Genomic DNA, 20,286 nt, shown 5'->3' with positions numbered 1-20,286 from the left:
TTGCAAGAGAGGGCGGCACGGTGCCACAGTGGGTGCCATGATGCACAAGTTCCTGATCGCTGCCTTGCTGGCCGCCGTGGCAACCCCGGCGCTGGCGCTGGAAGACCCGTTTCTGAAGCGCGCCGAGGCGGTGCTGAAGCGCCAGCCGATCATCGATGGGCATAATGATTGGCCAGGCGCGCTGCGCGGCAGTTTCGGTGAGGGCTGGTGGCAGCAGGATCTGAAAAGCGACAGCCGGCAATACAAGCGGCCGTTGATGACCGACATCCCGCGCCTGCATCAGGGCCGCGTGGGCGGGCAGTTCTGGAGCGTTTATGTGCCGGCATCTGTTACCGGCCCACAGGCGGTGAAATCCACCATCGAACAGATTGATATCGTGCACGGGCTGGTGGCGAAATATCCGGGCGATTTCGAGCTTGCCGGCACCGCCGCCGACATCCGCCGCATCCAGAAAACCGGCAAGGTCGCCAGCTTGCTGGGCGTGGAGGGCGGCAGCCAGATCGACAACAGTCTGCCGGTGTTGCGTATGTACCACGCGCTGGGCGTGCGTTACATGACGCTGACCCACACCAAGCATAATGACTGGGCGGACAGCGCCAATGAACCGGCGCGCCCGCAGCCGCTCAGCGATTATGGCAAGGCGGTGATCCGCGAAATGAACCGCATCGGCATGCTGGTCGATCTCTCCCACGTCTCGCCCGGCACGATGAAGGCGGTGCTGGCCACCACGAAGGCGCCGGTGATCTTCTCCCACTCGTCGGCGCGCGGGCTGGCCGATCATGTGCGCAATGTGCCCGACGATGTGCTGCCGCTGGTAAAGGCCAATGGCGGCGTGATCATGGCGACCTATGTGCCCGGCTTCATCAATGGCCCGCGTCAGGCCTGGGAAGCGGCGCGGGGCGGCGAACGCCAGCGGCTGGCGGCGCAGTATATCGCCGATCTGCCCCGCCAGGGCGCAGGCATGGCGGAATGGGACGCGAAAAATCCGGAGCCGCCGGTCAGCATCAAGGATGTCGCCGATCATATCGAGCATCTGGTGAAGGCGATGGGTATCGATCATGTCGGCATCGGCGGCGATCTGGATGGCATCGGATCGACCCCCACCGGGCTGGAAGGCGTCGAGACATACCCCGCCCTGATCGCCGAACTGCTGCGCCGCGGGTATAGCGAGGCCGATTGCGAGAAGATCGCCGGCGGCAATCTGCTGCGGGCGATGGAAGCGGCGGAAAAGGTTTCGGCCAGCATGGCGGGCGATTTGCCGCCGGATGTGACGCCTTGACTTGCTCCCCTCCCCTTCAGGGGAGGGGGAGGGGGTGGGGCAGTGCCGTCGGGGGCGGGTTTCGTGCATGCGGGCGCGGCCGGCGGCAGAGCCGCCGGGTCCGCTTCAGGCAATGAGGAAGGAAGCAAGAAAGAGCGCGGCAAGGCCGCGCCGTCAGACGAGTCAAAAAAGGCGGCTGGAGTGCCGCCCTTTTTGCTCGCTGGCCGTGCTGGCGCCTGTCGGCGCGCGGCACGCGCGCTCGCGGCGCTGCGCACCAAAATGGCCGCTGGTGTCGCCACCAGCGGCCACTATGTCGTGCCGTCTTGTCCGGCTGCTCGCCTGCGCTCTCCTGCCCGAGCCCTTGCGGGCGCAGCTGGGGCGGCCACGGCGGTCGCACCGTCTTTCCGGCACTTTCGCAATGGGTGGCGGGGCGGCTCGGCGGAGCCGTCTCGTCACCCTTGCCGGACCTTCCTGCGCCGCTTGTCTGTCCAGCGCCAAGGCGCCGATCTTCCTCGCGGGCTTCTGGCCCAGGCTGCCTGCCCATCCCTCGCCTGGGGCCAGCCCTGCATGCGCGATAGCACGCACTTGCGGGCCTGCCTTGCGCCTGGGCTGGCGTTGCAGCCTGCTGGCTGTCACCAGTCCCGTGTTCCCGATCCGGCGGGCGAACCCGCTGATCCTGGCCACCTGGCCTGGCTTTCAGCCCTGAACCGACCGATCATTCCGCTGTTGTGCGTCCTGATTTGCATCAGAACGGTTTTTCAACGGGCCGACTGCCCGGTTCGACATGTCGCTCGCGCCAAATCCCCTCTCGTCGAGTGGATTTCTCACGCCGTCACGCCATAACCGGTTCATTTCCTTTGGCGTTTCCGCCGCCGTCAATTCCCGGCTACAGGTGAATGGTCTCACCATGGGCTGAGTCGTCAAAATGAAATATTTGCCCTTTGGCCTGTGGATAACGGGGATAACGGGGATAATTCACGCCACCGTCTCAGGCAGCGGTCCAGCCGCCATCCATGCTGATGTTGGCGCCGGTGATCTGGCTGGCGGCATCGCTGCACAGGAACATTGCCGCCGCCGCCACTTGCTCTACGGTCACGAACTGCTTGGTCGGTTGCGCCGTCAGCAGCACGTCGTTGATCACCTGTTCGCGGGTCAGCTTGCGTGCGGCCATCGTGTCGGGGATCTGCCGTTCGACCAGCGGCGTCCAAACATAACCGGGCGATATGCAGTTGGCGGTGATGCCATGCGTCGCCAGTTCCAGCGCAATCGACTTGGTGAAGCCGGCCAGGCCATGCTTGGCGGCGACATAGGCGGATTTGAACGGTGAGGCGACCAGGCTGTGCGCCGACGCGGTGTTGATGATCCGGCCCCAGCCACTGGCCTTCATGCCCGGCACTGCCAGCCGGCTGGTGTGGAAGGCGGACGACAGATTGATGGCCAGGATCGCATCCCATTTCGCGGCCGGGAAATCCTCCACCGGCGAAACGAACTGGATGCCGGCATTGTTGACCAGGATGTCGACGCCGCCCAGTTCCGATTGTGCGACCGCGAACAGATCGGCGATTTCGGCCGGTTTCGACATGTCGGCACCGTGGTAAAGCGCGTCCCCCGCCGCCGCCCGCGCCGCTGCGATCTGCGCTTCGTCGCCAAAGCCGTTGATCATCACGCGCACGCCGGCCTGGGCCAGCGCGGTGGCAATCGCCAGCCCGATGCCGCTGGTCGCACCGGTCACGACCGCGCGCTTGCCGTTCAATTCGTTCATCAGATTCGCTCCACTGCAATGGCCGTGGCTTCGCCGCCACCGATGCACAGGGCCGCCACGCCGCGCTTGCCGCCGGTCCGCTCCAGCGCCGCCAGCAACGTGGCGATGATGCGCGCGCCTGACGCGCCGATCGGATGGCCCAGCGCACAGGCGCCGCCGTGAATGTTGAGCTTTTCGTGGGGGATGGCCAGATCGTGCATAGCAATCATCGCCACCGCGGCAAATGCCTCGTTCACTTCGAACAGATCGACATCGGCCACGCTCCAGCCGGCCTTCGCCAGCACCTTGCGGATTGCGGGGACCGGCGCGGTGGTGAACTTGCCGGGTTCATGGGCGTGGGCGGCATGGGCAACGATGCGCGCCTGTACGGCCATCCCGTGCGCCTCGGCCACGCTGGCCCGCGTGATCACCAGCGCCGCCGCACCATCGGAAATGGAGGAGGCATTGGCCGCGGTGATCGTGCCATCCCGGGCAAAGGCTGGTTTCAACGTGGGGATCTTGTCCGGCCGCGCCTTGCCGGGCTGTTCGTCGGTATCGATCACCACATCGCCGCCGCGCGCCGAAATGGTGACTGGCACGATCTCGCCAGCAAAGGCGCCGCTGGCAATCGCCGCCTGCGCCCGGGCCAGGCTGGCCAGTGCGAACTCATCCTGCGCGCTCCGGGTGAACTGGTAATCCCGCGCCGATTCCTCGGCAAAACTGCCCATCAAGCGGCCGGGATCAAAGGCATCCTCCAGCCCATCCAGATACATCGAATCCTTGATGGCATCATGGCCGATGCGCGCGCCGCCGCGATGCTTGGTCAGCAGATAGGGGGCATTGGTCATGCTCTCCATGCCGCCCGCCACGATGATATCGGCGCTGCCCGCCGCAATCGCATCATGCGCCATGATCGTGGCCTGCATGCCACTGCCGCACATCTTGTTGACAGTGGTCGCCTCGATGCCCAGCGGCAAGCCGGCGCCCAACGCCGCCTGCCGCGCTGGCGCCTGGCCCAAGCCCGCCGGAAGCACACAGCCCATGATGATCTGCTGGATGGCTTCCCCCGCCGCGCCGGCACGTTCCACCGCCGCCCGCACCGCCGCCGCGCCGAGCTGCGTGGCACTCACGCCCGACAGTGCCCCCTGAAAACCACCCATCGGCGTGCGGGCGTAAGCGGAAATGACAATGGGATCAGCGGTGCGATCAGCAGACATGCGGGGCGACTCCTGCGGCAATATTGCACCGCACTTAAAGCCCGCCGGCGTGCGCTGGAAGCAGAAAGCGCGCGCTGGCCTTCTCGTGCGCTTTCGGCAAATTTGTTCGCCTTGCGAACGAACGGGGGCATTCTGCGCTTGAGAGTAAGCGGGTTGTCACGCTATTCCGGCAGCCTGCATGCGGAGGATGACATGATCGAGCGGCGCAATTTCCTGCAGGGCGCAGCGATGCTCGCGCTCGGCGGCGCGTTGCCGGCCTTTGCCGCAGACGGAGCAGACGCCGCGCTGGCAGCCATGCTGCAGCGGCATGCCGAAGCCTATCTGCGCCGCATGCCGCAAGAGGCCAGCAGCGGCCGGCGGGCGGCCGGCGCCGATCCGGCGCTGCGCTCACGGCTGAACGATCGTTCGCTGGCCGCTCGCACCGGCGATCGTGCCGCGGTCAAGTTCGCGCTGCTCGAACTGTCCGGTATCGATCGTGCCGCCCTCTCGCCCACCGCAGCGCTCGATTATGACGTGGCGCGCTTTGTCTATGCCACGCTCGATGATCTGCTCGGCCGTTATGGTGCCGTCGATCTCAATCTGCGGCCCAGCCCCTATGTCGTGCAGCAGATGGGCGGCGCCTGGTATTGGCTGCCGGGTTCGCTCGGCGAACGGCAACCGCTGACTGCGCCGGCCGATGTCGATTACTGGCTGGCGCGGCTCGATGGCTTTGCCACGGCGCTCGATCAGGAAACCGAATGGATCCGCCACGATGCCGCCCAGGGCGTGGCGCCGCCGGGCTTTGTCATCGATCGCACCATCCCGCAAATGCAGGCGCTGCGTGACGAAAACCCGGCCCAGAGCCGCCTGATCGCCCCGATGCTGGCGCGGATCGCTGCGCAAAATTATCCTGATGTGACGGCGCGCGCCGAAACCATCCTGCGCACCCGCATCGTGCCCGCGCTGGATCGCCAGATCGCGGCGCTGGCATCGCTGCGGCCGCGCGCATCCGATATCGGCGGGGTGTGGCGGCTGCCGGATGGCGAAGCCTATTATGCGTCGGCCCTGCGCGCCAACACCACCACCGATGTTGCGCCGGGCGATCTGCACCGCGAAGGCCTCGCCCAGTGCCGCGCGCTTGCCGCCGAGATCGACGGCCTGCTGAAAGCGCAAGGCCTTGGCAAGGGCAGCGTCGGCGAGCGCCTGGCGGCTCTGGACAGCGATCCACGCTTTCGGGTGTCCGGCGATGCGGGCCGCGCCCAACTGCTGGCGCTGGCCCAACGCCAGATCGCCGCCACCACCGCCAAACTCGGCAACGGCTTTCACATCGGCGATGTCCAGCCGGTGGAGGTCCGCCGCATGGACCCCGGCGTGGAGCCCGGATCGCCCGGCGCGATGTACCAGGGCGTGGGCAGCAACGGCAAAGGCACGATCGTGGTCAACCTGTTGCACCCGGAAGAAAATGGCGCCTGGCGGATGCCGACCCTGGTCCACCACGAAGGCGTGCCCGGGCATCATTATCAGGCCAGCGCCCTGCGCAATGCGCCAGCCCTGCCGCTGTTTCGGCAATTGGTGGGCTTTTCCGCCTGGACCGAAGGCTGGGCGCTTTACGCCGAGCAGGTTGCCGATGAACTCGGCGTCTATGCCGACAATCCCCTCGGCCGCATCGGCGCGCTGCAATCGCAACTGTTCCGCAGTGCCCGCATCGTTGTCGACACCGGGCTGCACCATGAACGCTGGACACCGGAACAGGCGGCCGTATGGATGGTGGAAAATGCCGGTGAACCCCCGCTCTCCACGGAACGCGAGATTGTGCGTTATTGCACCTATCCCGGCCAGGCCTGCTCCTTCAAGGTTGGCGCCAATCGCATCGTCGGCGCCCGGGAAGCCGCCCGGGCAAGGATGGGCGCCCGTTTCGATGTCCGCGACTTCCACGATCTCGTTTTGAAGGCCGGACCGGTGCCGATGGCGGTGCTGGAAGCGATGATTGCGGCCTGGGCGTCGGCATGATCAGGGGGGCATACGGGATGACCAGGCACAGCATCTGGATCGGCGCGATCGCGCTGGCGCTTTCCATCGGCGCGCTGCCTGCCGCGGCGCAGCGATTGCCGGACACGCCGGTTGCGGGCACCGCCAGCGTGGCTGGCACAAGCCTGACCCTTGATGCGCTGTATCAACCGCAAAGCATTGTCGGCAACGAACCGGTCGGCTTTGTCTGGGCGCCGGATGGTGCGGTGCTGTTCCTGTGGAACGCGGATGGCCGAAGTTTTCGCGACGTCTGGCGCTTTCATCCCGGTACCGGGCAGAAACAGCGGCTGACCTTCCTTGGCACGGACGCCAAAGCGGAGCAGGCGGGCATCGGGCAGGTCGTGGCGCTTGGTGATGGCCGCATCGCCTACACACTGGGCGGGCAATTGTTCACCCAAGCTGCCGATGGCACCAGCGCCCGGATCGCGGCTGACAGCCAAGGGATCCGCAAGCTGGGTGTGTCGCCGGATGGCCAGTCGCTGGCCTATGTCGCGGGTGGCGATCTGTGGGTGATGCCCGCTGCTGGCACTGGCCCGGCCCGGCGGCTGGTCGGCAGCGACAATGCCAAAATCTATGTCAGCGATTACCATTGGTCGGACGGTTCGGACGCCATCGCCTTCGAGCAGAGCGACGACATCGCCATGCCGGAACGCGACATCTTCTATCATGCCAAGGGCGAATTGCGGAACAACCGGGTCATCCGGGCCTTCCCGGGCGAAGAAACGACGAAGGCCACGGTCGGTGTGGTGAACTTGGCCAACGGCGCTGTGCGCATGTTCGATCGCCCCGATCCCAAGCACCACGTCTGGGGCTTCGGCCTGTCGGGGGATGGCAAGCGCCTGTTCGTCAGTGGTTCGGACATGGAGGCCAAGGAACACACGATCTACCTTTATGATGTGGCCAGCGGCCAGCGGGAAACCTTCTATCAGTTGCGCGAAGCCAAACATCTGCGCACCGACTGGCAGGTGGCCTGGGCACCGGGCGATGATGGCCTGATCATCCTGACCGATCGCGATGGCTGGCTGCATCTCTATCATCAGCGCACCGCCGGTGGTGTGCCGCGCCAGATCACCCGCGGCGAATGGGAAATCGCGTCGTTTGCGGTGGACCGCAAGAACCGGCAACTGCATTTCGTCGCCAACAAATCCTATCTGTCGGACCGGTCGCTGTACCGTGTGCCGCTGTCCGGCGGCGCCGTGCAGCCGGTGGGGCCGCAGGGCCATGGCACCCACGAGCCGGTCTATTCGCCGGATTTCGCGATGATCGCCGATTGGTACAGCAACGATAGCACGCCGCCCGAATTGCATGTCGTCGATACGCGCAGGCCGGGCCGCACGGTGCAGGTCACCAACTCGCCGCGCCCCGAGTTCCAGCAGCAGACTTGGGCCAAGGTCGGCTACATCGAATTTGCCAGCCATGTCGATGGCCAGACCCTGCTCGGCCGGGTCAGCCTGCCGGCCAATTATGATCCCGCCCGCCGTTATCCGCTGATCGTCGGTTCGGTCTATTCCGATGCCGCCCGCAACCAGTGGGGCGGGCGCCGGGCGCATCCGACCTGGGGGATCGATCAATATTTCGTGTCCCAGGGCTATATCGTGCTCAACGTGAACGTGCGCGGTTCCTGGGGGCAGGGGCGAGCCCACAACCAGAGCCAGTATCACAGCTATGGCGAGACCGACATCAACGACCTTGAAAGCGGGGTCCGCCATCTGGTCGCCAAGGGCTTTGTCGATCCCAGGCGGGTGGGGCTGTGGGGATCGAGCTATGGCGGGCTTATGACGATCATGTCGCTGGCCAAGAAACCCGGTGTCTATGCCGCCGGCATCGCTGGCGCCCCGGCCACCAACGTGTGGCACGCCTATCCGGCCCAGATGTGGATCATGGGCAATTACCAGGGCCCCGACATGCCGGCCCGTTACGAAGCGCAATCCGCGCTGTATCAGGCCAAGGGCATCAGGGACCCGTTGATGATCATCCACGGCACCCGCGATCCGGTGGTGCTTTATTCCGATACCACCACGCTGGCCGAACAGATGATCCAGCGCGAACAGATGTTCGAACTGGTCACCCTGCCCGGCGCCAACCATGCCTGGGCCAGCGACAACCTCCCGCAAACCCGTTTTGCCTTCAGGAAGATGGTGGACTTCTTCAACCGCAATGTCCGCGACCGGCCCTGATCGCTTGCCAACGAAGGCCCGTCTTCCCGACCGGTTTTGACAGCGTCGGCACTGCCCTTCCATCCGCGCGGGCGCGCGTGCACCGTCGCCGCCCCGCTGACGGTCACGATTACCTGCTCCACGCCATCGATTATGCGCGACGCCGTGGCAGGGGGCGCCGATGGCGATGCTGGGGCGGGCTGCACAGCAGGTTGAACGTGTCGGCCTTGTCCAGCGCATGGAGTCCGCGCTTGGTGTCTGTGACGCCGGGCGGCAGGAAATCCGCGATGCTGGTGGCACCGCCGAACGGGGGATCGGGCAGGCGCACGATGATCGCCCGGCCGCCGAACTGTTCTTCGAAGGCGGCAATGGCGGTGGGCGCGGCCGATATCGGCTGGCGGGTGGTGATTTCGGGCAAATGCTGGCCTGGATGGCGCACAATCGGCATCGCTCACTCCCCTCAGCCGGCGGAAGGGTGCCAGGCCTTCAGCGGCGTGCCGGTGTCGGCCAGCGCGTGGATCGGGACGGCAACGCCCTGTTCGACCAGCGCCTTGCCCTGCACATAATCGCGGGCGGCGTTGACACAGTCCAGCGCGATGACCTTGCCCTGTTTCAGATAGACGAGGCTGAAGCTGCGGGTGGCGGGATCGCCGCGCAGCACGGTGGCGTCGTGGCCCATACTCAGCCCCATGGTCTGCAGGCGCAGATCATATTGGTTGGACCAGAACCACGGTACGGCACGGTAGGGCGCGGGATCGCCGGTGAGCGTGCGGGCGACGGTGGCGGCCATGTCGGCGGCATTTTGCACCGATTCGAGGCGGATCGCGGCGCCGCCGGCAAAGGCGTTGGCATGCAGCGCGCAATCGCCGATCGCAAAGATACCGGGCAGGGTGGTGCGGCAATGATCGTCCACCCACACGCCGCCGGGCGTGCCGACCGAGCCGCCTTGGGCGCCGGCAGCCAGCAGGGGCTGCACTGCGGGGACGATGCCGATGCCGACGATGATCACGTCTGCCGCGACATGCCGGCCATCGCCGAGGGTCACGCCTGTCGCGCGACCGGCAGACCCGGTGATTTCGGTAACGGTCATGCCGGTTTCGATCACCACGCCATGGGCGCGATGTTCGGCTTCGTAGAAGCGGGACAGGTCAGCGCCGGCAACACGCGCCAGCACCCGGTCGAGCGCTTCGAAAAGGGTGACCTTGTGACCCAGCTTGGTCAGCACGGCAGCCGATTCGAGACCAATGTAGCCGCCGCCGATGACCAATACAGCTCCGGAATAATGCTGTAGGTCCCGCACCAGGGCGTCGACATCGGCCCGCGTGCGGATGGCGTGCAGGCCGGCGAGATCATGGCCGGGGCAGGTCAGCCGCCGCGCATCGCCGCCGCCGGCCCAGATCATGCTGGTGTAGCCGATCGGACCGGCAGTGGTGGCGAGCAATTGCGCAACCGGATCGACGGCGGTGACGCGTGTGCCGGTGCGGATTTCGACGTTGCGCTCCGCCCAGAAGGCCGGCGGGCGCAGCAGCATGCGATCGAAGCTTTTTTCGCCGGCCAGATAATCCTTGGACAAAGGTGGGCGTTCGTAGGGCAGCTCCGGCTCGGCGGTGAGCATGGCGATGGTGCCGGCATGGCCGCGCTGGCGCAATTGCGTCGCCATGGCTGCGCCGCCATGGCCGCCACCCACGATCACCACATCATATTGCTGCATCGCCATGCCCTTTCGTTCGCAGACGCATGCGGCAAGGTTGCAATCCTATCAAGAGTGGCCGGCCTTTCAATTGCGGCGCGCCGCTGCCACATGGGGGGCATGGATCTTGCTGCTCACCCCGACAACAGCCAATATGGCGTGCTGGCAGAGCGTTCGCCGCTGGTGCGCCGGCTGCTGGCGCGCAATCCGTCGCCGTTCACCTTTACCGGCACCGGCACGTTCGTCGTCGGACGCGGCACGGTGGCGGTGATCGATCCTGGCCCCAATGATCCGGCGCATGTCGCGGCGTTGCTGGCGGGGCTGGCCGGCGAGACGGTGAGCCATATCGTCATCACCCACACGCACATGGATCATTCGCCGGCGGCACCGGCGCTGAAGGCGGCGACGGGCGCGCTGATCGTGGGCTGTGCGCCGCTGGTGCTTAGCGATGATGGCCCGCGCGCCGATGCCGGCTTTGATGCCAGCTATGCGCCGGACGTCGTGTTGGCCGATGGCGAGCGCGTGAGCGGGCCGGATTGGACGCTGACCGCGGTGGCGACGCCGGGGCATACCAGCAATCATCTGTGCTTTGCGCTGGAACAGGAAAAGGCGCTGTTCACTGGCGATCATGTGATGGGCTGGAGCACCACGGTGGTGGCGCCGCCCGATGGCGACATGGCGGATTACATGGCGAGCCTGCAGAAATTGATCGGCCGTGACGACGTGATCTATCACCCGACCCACGGCGAGGCGGTGACGGAGCCGCAGCGCTTTGTGCGGCATCTGCTCGGCCATCGCCGCCAGCGCGAGGCGCAAGTCTTGCGCGCCATCGACGAAGGCCTGGTGACGATCCCGGCGATGGTGGCGGCGATGTATGCACAGGTCGACAAGCGGCTGCACCCGGCGGCGGGGCGCAGCGTGCTGGCGCATCTGATCGATCTGGAAACCCGCGGGCAAGTGGTGCGTGAGGGTGACCGCTGGGCCCGCAACGGAGACGCATGATGGACGCGCGATTGAACATGTTGGGTGCCAATGGCTTCGGCGGTGCCACCGTGGACATCAAGGCCGAGATCAACCGGCTGCGCAAGGAGCGCAATGCGGTGATCCTGGCGCATTATTATCAGGCGCCGGAAATTCAGGACATTGCCGATTTCGTTGGCGACAGCCTCGATCTGTCGCGCAAGGCGGCGGCCACCGATGCCGATGTGATCGCCTTTTGCGGCGTGAAGTTCATGGCAGAGGTCGCGAAGATATTGTCGCCGGCCAAGACGGTGATCCTGCCCGATCTGAAGGCCGGCTGTTCCCTGGAGGATTCGGCCCCGCCGGAAGAATTTGCCCGTTTTCGCCGGGCGCACCCGGATCATCTGTCGCTGACCTACATCAATTGTTCGGCGGCGGTGAAGGCGGAGAGCGACATCATCGTGACGTCTTCGTCGGCGGAAAAGATCATCAACCAGTTGCCGGCGGACCAGAAAATCCTGTTCGCGCCCGACAAGCATCTGGGCGCCTGGCTCAACCGCAAGACCGGGCGCGACATGCTGTTGTGGGACGGCGTGTGCATCGTGCACGAGCGTTTTTCGGTGACCGAACTGCTCAAACTGAAGGCGTTGCACCCGGCGGCGCCGGTGCTGGCGCACCCGGAATGCCCGGCGCCGATCCTGGAACTGGCCCATTATATCGGCGCGACCAGCGGCATCTTGAATTATGCGCTGAACAGCCCGGAACCGACCGTGATCGTGGCCACCGAGCCCAACATCATCCACCAGATGCAAAAGGCCGCGCCGCACAAGCAGTTCATCGGTGCGCCCGGCGCGGACGGCAATTGCGGCTGCAACATGTGCCCGTACATGGCGCTGAACACGCTGGAAAAACTCTATCTGGCGCTGCGCGATCTGACGCCTCAGCTTGAAGTGCCCGAAGACGTGCGCGTGCGCGCCAAGCGCAGCCTGGACCGCATGCTGGAGATGGCCGGCAACGTCTCGCCGGTGCGGGTGACGGGGGACTGAGCCTGCGCGTCAGGCCAGTTCATCGCCAGGCAGCGGCGCACGATCCGGCACCTTCGCCAGTACGGCCGATGCAGCCCCAGCCTCGGCGCGCGCTATCCGCGCCTCGACATGGGCCAGCGCTTTCAACTCGCCGACGCGCTCGGCGATCAGGCTGCTGAGGAACTGGTTCAGGGATGTGCCGTTGCGCGCGGCAAAGGCCTTGGCGTCGGCCAGCACATGATCGGGCAGGCGTAGCGGGTAGTTGCTCATGGTTGGGCTCCTTTCACTGCTGATTGCGCCAGCGTGCCAGCGCGGCACCGGGCAGGATTGCCTCCACCCGATATAATGCTGCCGCTGCGAAATCGCGGGTGTTCATGGTCACGATGGCGTCGGCACCGGCCTGCACAGCGCATTCCAGCACCATGTCGTCGTTCGGATCGTTCAACGTCGGCCGCAGCCGGGTGCGGACCGGCATCACCAGCGTTGCCGCCGCCAGATAGGCGTCCAGCACGGCATTCAGATCGGCTATGGTCGCCCAACTGGCCTCGCGCATTTGTGCACGGGTCAGCACCGCCTCATATTCAAGGGCCAGCGCGACTGATACCGCAACCGACAACTGCCCACGCAGCGCCAGGTCCAGCAACCGCCATGATGCGCCATTGCGTGACCACAAGGCTGCCACCAGGATATTGGTATCCAGCACGAACATGACGTCATATATAACGTCATGCGCACACGACGGCAAATCTTGCGTGCTTGTCCCCCTGTGGCAGCGTCGCTATCGCAGCGCCATGATCCCTGATGTCGACCTTGACCGATTCATTGCCGCCACTCTGGCAGAGGACCTTGGCACGCGTGGGGACATCACGTCGGACGCGGTGATCCCGGCGGATGCGCGGTTGAATGCGGTGATGGCCAGCCGGGATGATGTCGTGCTGGCCGGCGTGCATATTGCCGAGGGGTTTTTCGGCGCGCTCGATCCTTGCTGCCGGTTTGAACGGCTGGTCGAGGATGGGGTGGCAGTGCCGGCGGGGACGGCGTTGCTGCGGATTTCGGGCCATGCGCGGGCGATCCTGGCCGCCGAACGTTCGGCGCTGAACACGGTGCAGCATCTGACCGGGATTGCCACCATGACGCGCACCTATGTCGATGCGATTGCCGGCACTGGCGCGGTGCTGCTCGATACGCGCAAGACGTTGCCCGGCCTGCGCGACCTGGAAAAATATGCCACGCGCATGGGCGGGGCCACCAATCACCGCATGCGGCTGGATGATGGGGCGATGATCAAGGACAATCATATCGCCGTGGCCGGCGGGGTGGAACTGGCGGTGCGCGCGGCCAAGGCGGCGGGGCTGACCGGCGTGGTCGTGGAGGTGGACCGCATCGACCAGATCGAACCGGCGATTGTGGCCGGCGCCGATCGCTTGCTGCTCGACAATATGGATGTGCCGACGCTGCGGGCCGCAGTGGCGCTGGTGGCGGGGCGGGTGCCGACCGAGGCCAGCGGCGGCGTGCGGCTGGATACGATCCGGGCGATTGCCGAAACGGGGGTGAATTTCATCAGCGTGGGGCGCATCACGCAGAGCGCGCCGGCGGCGGATATCGGGCTGGATTTTCTCTGACGCTCCCCCCAGCGAGGAGCGGGGTTACAAGAGCCGCTTGATGAGTTTCAGATTGCGGGTGTTCGACCGGAAGAACAGATCGAAGATATTGCCGGCCACCGGGATGCTGCCCAGCAGCGTGTCGAGACCGACATTGGCCAGCATCCTGATCTGCGTGCCGCGTGAGGCGCCCAGGTTGCGGGCTTCCCAGATCAGATAGACGCCCAGCGCGCCGGCGGCGAGATCGCCGATGCCAGGCGCCAGGCCAAGCAGACTGTCCAGCCCGACGCGGCCGATCACCGGCACGTTCACCATGCCTTCCAGCAGATGTTCGAGGCGGATGATCCGGGCGCGAGTGGCAGCCTTGGCAGGCGTGAGGGCAAGTGCGGTCATGGCACCGAATCTGGCCCTGTTTGGCCGCGTTACAAGTGGTTGGCCCCAGATCGCCTAACCCGCCATCATCGCGGGCAGCGCCGTTTCATGCACGCGGCGCAATTCTGCCAGCGGCAATGCCGTGCCGTTCAACACCAGCGCGTCGCCGCCCACTGTGCCGATACGCGTCGCGCCAGCAATTTCGACGCCAGCCGGCGTCGTGACCAGGTAACGCGCCTGATCTTCGCCGAACGCCGTGGCGGCTTCGAGCGGCATCGCGACCGATGCGCCAAGCCCGCCAGCCAACGCCATGTCTGCCAGCGCCACCGCAAGGCCACCGTCGGACAGGTCATGCACCGCTGTCACCACGCCATCGCCAATCAACGCGGCGACCTGTTCACCGGCAGCGCGTTCGGCCGCCAGATCAACCGGCGGCGGCGGGCCGTCTTCGCGGCCGTGCAGCTCGCGCAGCCACAGCGATTGGCCAAGGTGGGAACCGGCCGCGCCGATCAGCCAGATCACGTCTCCCGCGGCTTTGAAGGCCAGGTCCATCTGCCCGGCATAATCCGCCAGCAGGCCGACGCCGCCGATCGCCGGTGTCGGCAGGATCGCATTGCCGCCGCCCGTCGCCCGGCTTTCGTTGTAAAGCGACACATTGCCCGAAACGACCGGGTAATCGAGCGACCGGCAGGCTTCGGCCATGCCTTCGATGCAGCCAACCAACTGGCCCATGATCACTGGATTCTGCGGCGAGGCGAAATTCAGGCAGTTGGTGATCGCCAGCGGCTTGCCGCCCACCGCGATGATGTTGCGCCAGCTTTCGGCCACCGCCTGTTTGCCGCCTTCCACCGGATCGGCAAAGCAATAGCGCGGCGTGCAATCGGTGGTGATGGCCAGCGCCTTGCGGGTGCCATGCACGCGCACCACCGCGGCATCGCCACCGGGGCGCTGCAACGTGTCGGCGCCGACCTGGCTGTCATACTGCTCCCAGATCCAGCGGCGCGAGCAGAGATCGGCGCTGCCCATCAGGGTGAGGAGATCGGCCGCGATGTCGCTGCTTTCGGGTACATTTTCCAGCGGTGCGCGCTTGGGTGTCGGCACATGCGGGCGATCATATTTCGGCGCCGCATCGGCCAGCGGATCGAGCGGGATGCGGCCCACCACCTCGCCATGGAAGGTCATCGTCAGATCGCCGCCGTCCACCACTTCGCCGATCACGGCGAAATCCAGTTCCCATTTGTGGAAGATGGCCGCGGCAAAATCTTCCCGCCCCGGCTTCAGCACCATCAGCATGCGTTCCTGGGATTCGGACAGCATCATTTCATAGGGCGTCATGCCGGTTTCACGGCACGGCACGCGATCAAGATCGAGGCGGATACCCACCCCGCCCTTGCTGGCCATTTCCACCGACGAACTGGTCAGGCCGGCCGCGCCCATGTCTTGAATCGCCACGATCGCGTCCGATGCCATCAGCTCCAGGCAGGCTTCGATCAGCAATTTTTCGGTGAACGGGTCGCCCACCTGCACGGTTGGGCGCTTTTCCTCGGAGTTTTCATCGAACTCGGCGCTGGCCATGGTGGCGCCGTGGATGCCGTCGCGCCCGGTCTTGCTGCCGACATAGACCACCGGATTGCCGACACCAGCGGCAGCCGAATAGAAGATCTTGTCCGCCTTCGCGACGCCCACGGTCATGGCATTGACGATGATGTTGCCATTGTAGCTGGGGTGGAAAATCGTCTCGCCGCCCACGGTCGGCACCCCCACGCAATTGCCATAGCCGCCGATACCGGCGACGACGCCCTTCACCAGATGGCGCATGCGCGGCGCATCGATGGCGCCAAAGCGCAGCGCGTTCAGATTGGCGACGGGGCGCGCGCCCATGGTGAACACATCGCGCAGGATGCCGCCGACACCGGTGGCCGCGCCCTGGTAAGGCTCGATGAAGCTGGGGTGGTTGTGGCTTTCCATCTTGAAGATGGCTGCATCGCCATCGCCTATGTCGATCACGCCGGCATTCTCGCCGGGGCCGCAGATCACCCAGGGCGCCTTGGTCGGCAACTTGGCGAGATGGATGCGGCTGGATTTGTAGCTGCAATGTTCGGACCACATCACCGAGAAGATGCCAAGCTCCAGCAGGTTCGGTTCCCGCCCCATCGCGGCGAGCACGCGGTCATATTCTTCGGGCGTGAAGCCGTGGGCCGCGACAATCTCGGGGGTGATGCTGGACATGGCGTTGCTCATGCCGGGGCGCATAGACTGCGGCCGGGCATTTGTCATGCCGATGTGGCGGGATTTTGCGGCGCCGGCGCTTGCGTGTTGGCATCAGCGCGTCGCCCGCTGGCAGCGGTGCGCAGCATCACGATGCCGGTGTAGCTGATCACCACCGACACCAGCCATTTCAGCGGGGCCAGCGGCAGTGCCTTCACGATCAGGGCCGCCACCAGCACGGCCGGGATGCCGGCCAGCACCATCGAAAGCGGCACCCACAGATCGATCTTGCCGGCCTTGATGTGATGGGTCGCGATCCCGGCCGCCGCAAAGGAGGCGCTGGCCGCCATGATCGGAAAGCACAGACGCGGGTCCAGCCCCATCAGGCTGAGCATGGCCAGCGACGGCGCATAATTGCCGATGCCGAAATTGATCAGCACGCCAAAGCCGAAACTGGCGGCGATGGCCACGATCGTCAGGCCGGGCGGCAGGCTGGTTGCGGTGCCGCCCACCGGCATCAGATCCAGATTGGACAGCAGGAAAAATCCGGCCGCGATCAGCAAGGCGATGCCCACCACGCCCTGCACCACCCAGGCCTTGGCGCGGGCGATCAGCGGCAGGCCGGCCCAGCCACCCGCCAGAAAGGCCAATATGCTGCCCACCAGCAGCACCGGGTCCACCCCCACACCCAACAGGCTGAGGAAGATCAGGCCCTCCACCATGGTTGGCAGGGTCAAGCCGGTGATCATCGTCTGCGGGATCAGGTGATCGGGCACCATCTTGCGAAATTTGAACCAGGCCATGGTGGGGGCCATCGAACCGATGCCCAGCGTATCGAGGAAATTCACCACCGCGCCCAGCACGGCGGCTTCGGCGCGTGGCCACACCCGCTGCGCAATGGCCGCGCGCAGCAGCACGACGGCATTGAACGCCGCGGCCAGCGTCAGCAGTGCCAGCAGGATGGTCAGCATCGTTTCGTCCCCCAACGGCTGGCCACCCGGTGGTGCAGCGCAGCGTCAACAAGGCGGCGACCATCGCCGGCGTCAAGAGCGGCAGCGCGAATTTGTCATGCCGCGATGGCATGATGACCGCAGCGAAGGCTCAATCGCCGGCGCCCGGTTGGCCGGCAAATTGCGGTGCGTCATCGCAAATCGCGACCCAGCCCGGCTTCGATCCGGTGAAGATATGGCCGGAAATGGTCAGCGGCGGATCACCATCGAGCGCGCCAGCCGGCACGAACATGCGCTTGCCGTCGGGCGTGGGTTGCGGCGTCGGGCAACCACATTGCCCGCAAAACATGTTTCGCCATCCGGTGGCGGTCGTGAAATGGCGCAGTTCCGTTTCGCCGGCGTCCCAGACAAAGCGCTCTGTGCGAATGTTGAGCACGGCGTTGGAGCCCGTCCCCGATACGCGGCGGCACTGCGAACAATGGCAGAATCCCACCGGCGGCAACGCGCCGAGCAGATGAAAGCGCACCGCACCGCACAGGCAGCGGCCGGTTGCAACGATCTCATCCGGCATCGGCCCCTCCTGCGCTGCGTATGGCGCGATGCTATTCGCTGGCCATGTGCCTGTCCAATGCCTGTCTGCGCCATCCGCACCTTTCGCGAGGCGCTTTCGCCGGCTATGACGCAGTGCAGCAGCAATGAAGGACGGGCATGCCGCGCACACGGGCCGACGGGAAAAAGACGCAGATCGTGGTCGTCGGCGGCGGCGCTGGCGGGCTGGAACTGGTGACGAAGCTGGGCTCGCATTTTCCGCGTGCCGATTTCGACATCATCCTGGTCGATCGCAATTCCACCCATATCTGGAAGCCGTTGCTGCACGAAGTTGCCGCCGGCAGCCTGGATGCCAATCTGGATGAGGTCGGCTACCGCGGCCATGCCTATCGCTGGGGCTATCGTTATTTCGACGGCGCACTGGAAGCGGTTGATCGCGACGCCAAGGAGATCATCATTGCGCCGATCACCGATGAAGACGGCAGCGAAGTGATCGGCCGCCACCGCATCCGTTATGATTATCTGGTGCTGGCCGTCGGCAGTGTGTCGAACGATTTCGGCATCGAGGGCGTGAAGGAACATTGCCTGGCGTTGGAAAGCCGCGCCGATGCCGACCGTTTCCGCCGCAAGCTGCTGAATCAATGCCTGCGCGTGTCGCGCATGATGGTGGCCGATCCGAATTGCGATGCCAGCGTGAAGGTGGTGATCGTCGGCGGCGGTGCGACCGGTGTCGAACTGGCGGCCGAGCTTTATTCGGCGGCCGATGCGCTGGGGTTTTATGGCCTGGAGGTGTTCGATCGCAACCGGTTGCAGGTGTCGCTGCTGGAGGCGGGCCCGCGCATCCTGCCGCTGCTGCCGGAAAAACTGGCGGCCGCAGCGCACAGCGAGCTGGAAAATCTGGGGGTGAAGGTGCTGCCGGCCACACAGGTCGTGTCCGCCACGCCGGACGCCATCCATACCAAGGATGGCAAGATCATCCCGGCGGACATCCGCGTGTGGGCGGCCGGCGTGAAGGGCGCGCCGTTCCTGCAGGCCATCGGCGGCCTGGAAACCACCCGCAACAACCAGTTGCTGGTGCGCGACACGCTGCAGACGACGCTGGACGACTGCGTGTTCGCCATCGGCGATTGCTGCAGCTACACGCCGCCCGGCGCCGAGCGGCCGATCCCGCCGCGCGCCCAGGCCGCGCACCAGATGGCGCAGACGGTATTCCACAACATCAAGGCGCTGGTGGCCGGCAAAGCGCTGAAGCCCTTTGTCTATGAGGACAAGGGATCATTGGTCAGCTTGGCGCGCTATTCCACGGTGGGCAGCCTGATGGGCAATCTGGTTGGCGGCAAGATGGCGATCGAAGGCCGGCTGGCGCGGTTCGTCTATACCTCACTCTACCGCATGCACCTGGTTGCCATTCACGGCTGGATGAAGGGCGTGTTCCTGATGGTCGTGGGGCACGTCAACCAGGTGGTTCGACCAAAGCTCAAGCTGCACTGAGGCGGCGTTGATTCTGGCGGCGCCGGCGCATGGCAGCGCCCGTCAAGCCAAAGCCGGTGATCAGCATCGCCCAGCTTGCCGGTTCCGGGACGGCCGCAGCGATATCATAACCCATCACGTCGAAGGCGATCAGGTCCAGCGCCGTGATTCGCATGGCTGGTTGGGTGCCGCCGGGCCCGCTAGCGGTTGGATCCATGATCCCAAGCTGTGAACTGGCGTTCAGAAGTACATCGTCCTTCCAATGGCTGGCCTGACGCAAATCGCCGTTCACGCGGCCCGTGGACAGAAGCGCAAGGCAATTTGCGCCGCCATCGATGGAAAAGCAGGATTGTCCGCCGATTGACCAATCGAGCACGCGATCGCCTTGGAAATCGCCATAGCGTTGCAGATCATTGACCGTGCCCCAGGCGATGTTGCCCAGGCCGCGTGTGCCGGGCAGGGCGCGGCCGGGTAGGGCGTTGACGTCTGCCAGATCGACTCCAGAGCGAAAGCCCAACACGTGGCCGATTTCGTGGGCTGCCACGCCGACAAAATCGAAAAAGCCCGGCGTGATCCCGTCGCTGGGATCGAAATCCCAATCGAAGGCACTGCTGAACTGCACGGTGCCATCCCGACCACCCGGGTTGTTGGCCGCGTAAACCGGGTTCACACCCAGCGCCTTCAACTGGGCGGTATTGGCCGCGATATTGTTGTTATCGAACGTATTGTCGTTGTCCAGAAAGCGAAGGCGGGAATCGATGGCGCCTGTCACGGGCGGTTCGTTGGTCACGAAGGCCAGCGGCCCTGACTGCAGGGCGGCAACGGCCTTTGCATCATTGGCCGATTTGGCGTCGGCCGCCAGCAGGCCGGCCAGACCGGTATAGCTTACGCTGTTGGTGGTCGAACCCGCCGAGCCGAGGATGCCGGCGCCGAGTGCGGCAAAACTGACGTCGAGCCGGATGGTGATCGGGTCCTTCAACACGCTGGTCCACAACGCCGCTGCGGCTTCGAAGCCGGCGCGTGCCTGCGTGCCCACGCCGACCCCGCCGAGATCGTTCAGGACAATGGTCATGCCGCCGCCA

Annotated in this window: 17 protein-coding genes and 2 pseudogenes; 7 read left to right on the top strand and 12 right to left on the bottom strand. The window is 65.4% G+C overall.

From position 1 onward, the window contains the following. The first annotated feature begins 37 nt into the window (after positions 1-37). Positions 38-1,279 (top strand): dipeptidase, encoded by a 1,242-nt coding sequence (locus tag ACTIEZ_RS00410; RefSeq protein ID WP_439544664.1) that lies wholly within the window; start codon positions 38-40, stop codon positions 1,277-1,279. Positions 1,280-2,246: 967 nt separating this feature from the next. Here the strand turns inward: ACTIEZ_RS00410 and ACTIEZ_RS00405 are convergent. Together ACTIEZ_RS00405 and ACTIEZ_RS00400 are read right to left on the bottom strand one after the other, a co-directional pair. Beyond that, positions 2,247-3,023 carry a 3-hydroxybutyrate dehydrogenase gene (locus ACTIEZ_RS00405; RefSeq protein WP_439545069.1) on the bottom strand — a complete coding sequence of 259 codons (777 nt, stop codon included), beginning with the start codon at positions 3,021-3,023 and terminating at the stop codon, positions 2,247-2,249. After that, a complete protein-coding gene (locus ACTIEZ_RS00400; RefSeq protein WP_439544663.1) occupies positions 3,020-4,216 on the bottom strand; it encodes an acetyl-CoA C-acyltransferase in 1,197 nt (398 codons plus the stop codon). Before ACTIEZ_RS00400 ends, ACTIEZ_RS00405 begins: the two co-directional genes overlap by 4 nt. 192 nt (positions 4,217-4,408) lie before the next feature. Between ACTIEZ_RS00400 and ACTIEZ_RS00395 the strand changes: the two genes are divergently transcribed. Beyond that, positions 4,409-6,205, top strand: a complete 1,797-nt coding sequence (locus tag ACTIEZ_RS00395) for a DUF885 domain-containing protein (RefSeq protein ID WP_439544662.1) — start codon at positions 4,409-4,411, stop codon at positions 6,203-6,205. 17 nt (positions 6,206-6,222) lie between these two features. Next, on the top strand, positions 6,223-8,400 hold the full coding sequence (locus ACTIEZ_RS00390; protein ID WP_439544661.1) for a prolyl oligopeptidase family serine peptidase: 2,178 nt from the start codon (positions 6,223-6,225) through the stop codon (positions 8,398-8,400). Between the two features lie 130 nt (positions 8,401-8,530). Here ACTIEZ_RS00390 and ACTIEZ_RS00385 read toward each other — a convergent pair whose 3' ends face one another. Both ACTIEZ_RS00385 and ACTIEZ_RS00380 read right to left on the bottom strand, forming a co-directional pair. Then, a complete protein-coding gene (locus ACTIEZ_RS00385) occupies positions 8,531-8,827 on the bottom strand; it encodes a hypothetical protein (protein WP_439544660.1) in 297 nt (98 codons plus the stop codon). A gap of 12 nt (positions 8,828-8,839) precedes the next feature. Beyond that, the gene (locus ACTIEZ_RS00380) at positions 8,840-10,090 is read right to left on the bottom strand and encodes an NAD(P)/FAD-dependent oxidoreductase (protein WP_439545068.1); all 1,251 of its coding nucleotides are present in this window, start codon (positions 10,088-10,090) and stop codon (positions 8,840-8,842) included. A gap of 99 nt (positions 10,091-10,189) precedes the next feature. Here ACTIEZ_RS00380 and ACTIEZ_RS00375 point away from each other — a divergent pair, with 99 nt between their 5' ends. Together ACTIEZ_RS00375 and nadA are read left to right on the top strand one after the other, a co-directional pair. Next, positions 10,190-11,071, top strand: coding sequence for an MBL fold metallo-hydrolase (locus ACTIEZ_RS00375; protein WP_439544659.1), 882 nt, complete (start codon positions 10,190-10,192; stop codon positions 11,069-11,071). Continuing rightward, positions 11,071-12,075 carry a quinolinate synthase NadA gene (gene nadA / locus ACTIEZ_RS00370; protein ID WP_439544658.1) on the top strand — a complete coding sequence of 335 codons (1,005 nt, stop codon included), beginning with the start codon at positions 11,071-11,073 and terminating at the stop codon, positions 12,073-12,075. The genes ACTIEZ_RS00375 and nadA overlap by 1 nt, the downstream gene beginning before the upstream one ends. A 9-nt stretch (positions 12,076-12,084) precedes the next feature. Here nadA and ACTIEZ_RS00365 read toward each other — a convergent pair whose 3' ends face one another. Both ACTIEZ_RS00365 and ACTIEZ_RS00360 read right to left on the bottom strand, forming a co-directional pair. Beyond that, on the bottom strand, positions 12,085-12,324 hold the full coding sequence (locus ACTIEZ_RS00365; protein ID WP_439544657.1) for a hypothetical protein: 240 nt from the start codon (positions 12,322-12,324) through the stop codon (positions 12,085-12,087). 13 nt (positions 12,325-12,337) lie between these two features. Beyond that, positions 12,338-12,763, bottom strand: a complete 426-nt coding sequence (locus tag ACTIEZ_RS00360; protein ID WP_439544656.1) for a putative toxin-antitoxin system toxin component, PIN family — start codon at positions 12,761-12,763, stop codon at positions 12,338-12,340. 82 nt (positions 12,764-12,845) lie between these two features. Between ACTIEZ_RS00360 and nadC the strand changes: the two genes are divergently transcribed. Continuing rightward, positions 12,846-13,676, top strand: a complete 831-nt coding sequence (gene nadC, locus ACTIEZ_RS00355) for a carboxylating nicotinate-nucleotide diphosphorylase (protein WP_439544655.1) — start codon at positions 12,846-12,848, stop codon at positions 13,674-13,676. A gap of 24 nt (positions 13,677-13,700) precedes the next feature. Here nadC and ACTIEZ_RS00350 read toward each other — a convergent pair whose 3' ends face one another. From ACTIEZ_RS00350 to ACTIEZ_RS00335, 4 genes are all read right to left on the bottom strand, one after another. Next, positions 13,701-14,048, bottom strand: coding sequence for a DUF4112 domain-containing protein (locus ACTIEZ_RS00350; RefSeq protein ID WP_439544654.1), 348 nt, complete (start codon positions 14,046-14,048; stop codon positions 13,701-13,703). A gap of 54 nt (positions 14,049-14,102) precedes the next feature. Then, complete coding sequence (purL, locus tag ACTIEZ_RS00345; RefSeq protein WP_439544653.1) at positions 14,103-16,268, bottom strand: phosphoribosylformylglycinamidine synthase subunit PurL; 2,166 nt, start codon at positions 16,266-16,268, stop codon at positions 14,103-14,105. A gap of 32 nt (positions 16,269-16,300) precedes the next feature. Continuing rightward, entirely contained in the window at positions 16,301-17,206 is a 906-nt protein-coding gene (locus ACTIEZ_RS00340) for a hypothetical protein (RefSeq protein ID WP_439544652.1), read from the bottom strand. Positions 17,207-17,336: 130 nt separating this feature from the next. Next, a complete protein-coding gene (locus tag ACTIEZ_RS00335) occupies positions 17,337-17,756 on the bottom strand; it encodes a GFA family protein (protein WP_439544651.1) in 420 nt (139 codons plus the stop codon). A gap of 137 nt (positions 17,757-17,893) precedes the next feature. Between ACTIEZ_RS00335 and ACTIEZ_RS00330 the strand changes: the two genes are divergently transcribed. Beyond that, positions 17,894-19,225, top strand: coding sequence for an NAD(P)/FAD-dependent oxidoreductase (locus ACTIEZ_RS00330; protein ID WP_439544650.1), 1,332 nt, complete (start codon positions 17,894-17,896; stop codon positions 19,223-19,225). Here the strand turns inward: ACTIEZ_RS00330 and ACTIEZ_RS00325 are convergent. Both ACTIEZ_RS00325 and ACTIEZ_RS00320 read right to left on the bottom strand, forming a co-directional pair. Next, positions 19,212-19,334: pseudogene (locus ACTIEZ_RS00325) on the bottom strand (PEPxxWA-CTERM sorting domain-containing protein); the annotation flags it as partial. The gene ACTIEZ_RS00330 and the pseudogene ACTIEZ_RS00325 overlap by 14 nt on opposite strands. A gap of 6 nt (positions 19,335-19,340) precedes the next feature. Next, positions 19,341-20,276: pseudogene (locus ACTIEZ_RS00320) on the bottom strand (NF038122 family metalloprotease); the annotation flags it as partial. Between the last annotated feature and the right edge of the window lie 10 nt (positions 20,277-20,286).

Source organism: Sandarakinorhabdus sp. (assembly GCF_051860625.1).
Classification (GTDB): Bacteria; Pseudomonadota; Alphaproteobacteria; order Sphingomonadales; family Sphingomonadaceae; genus Sandarakinorhabdus.
This window is presented reverse-complemented; position numbering and strand designations above follow the sequence as displayed.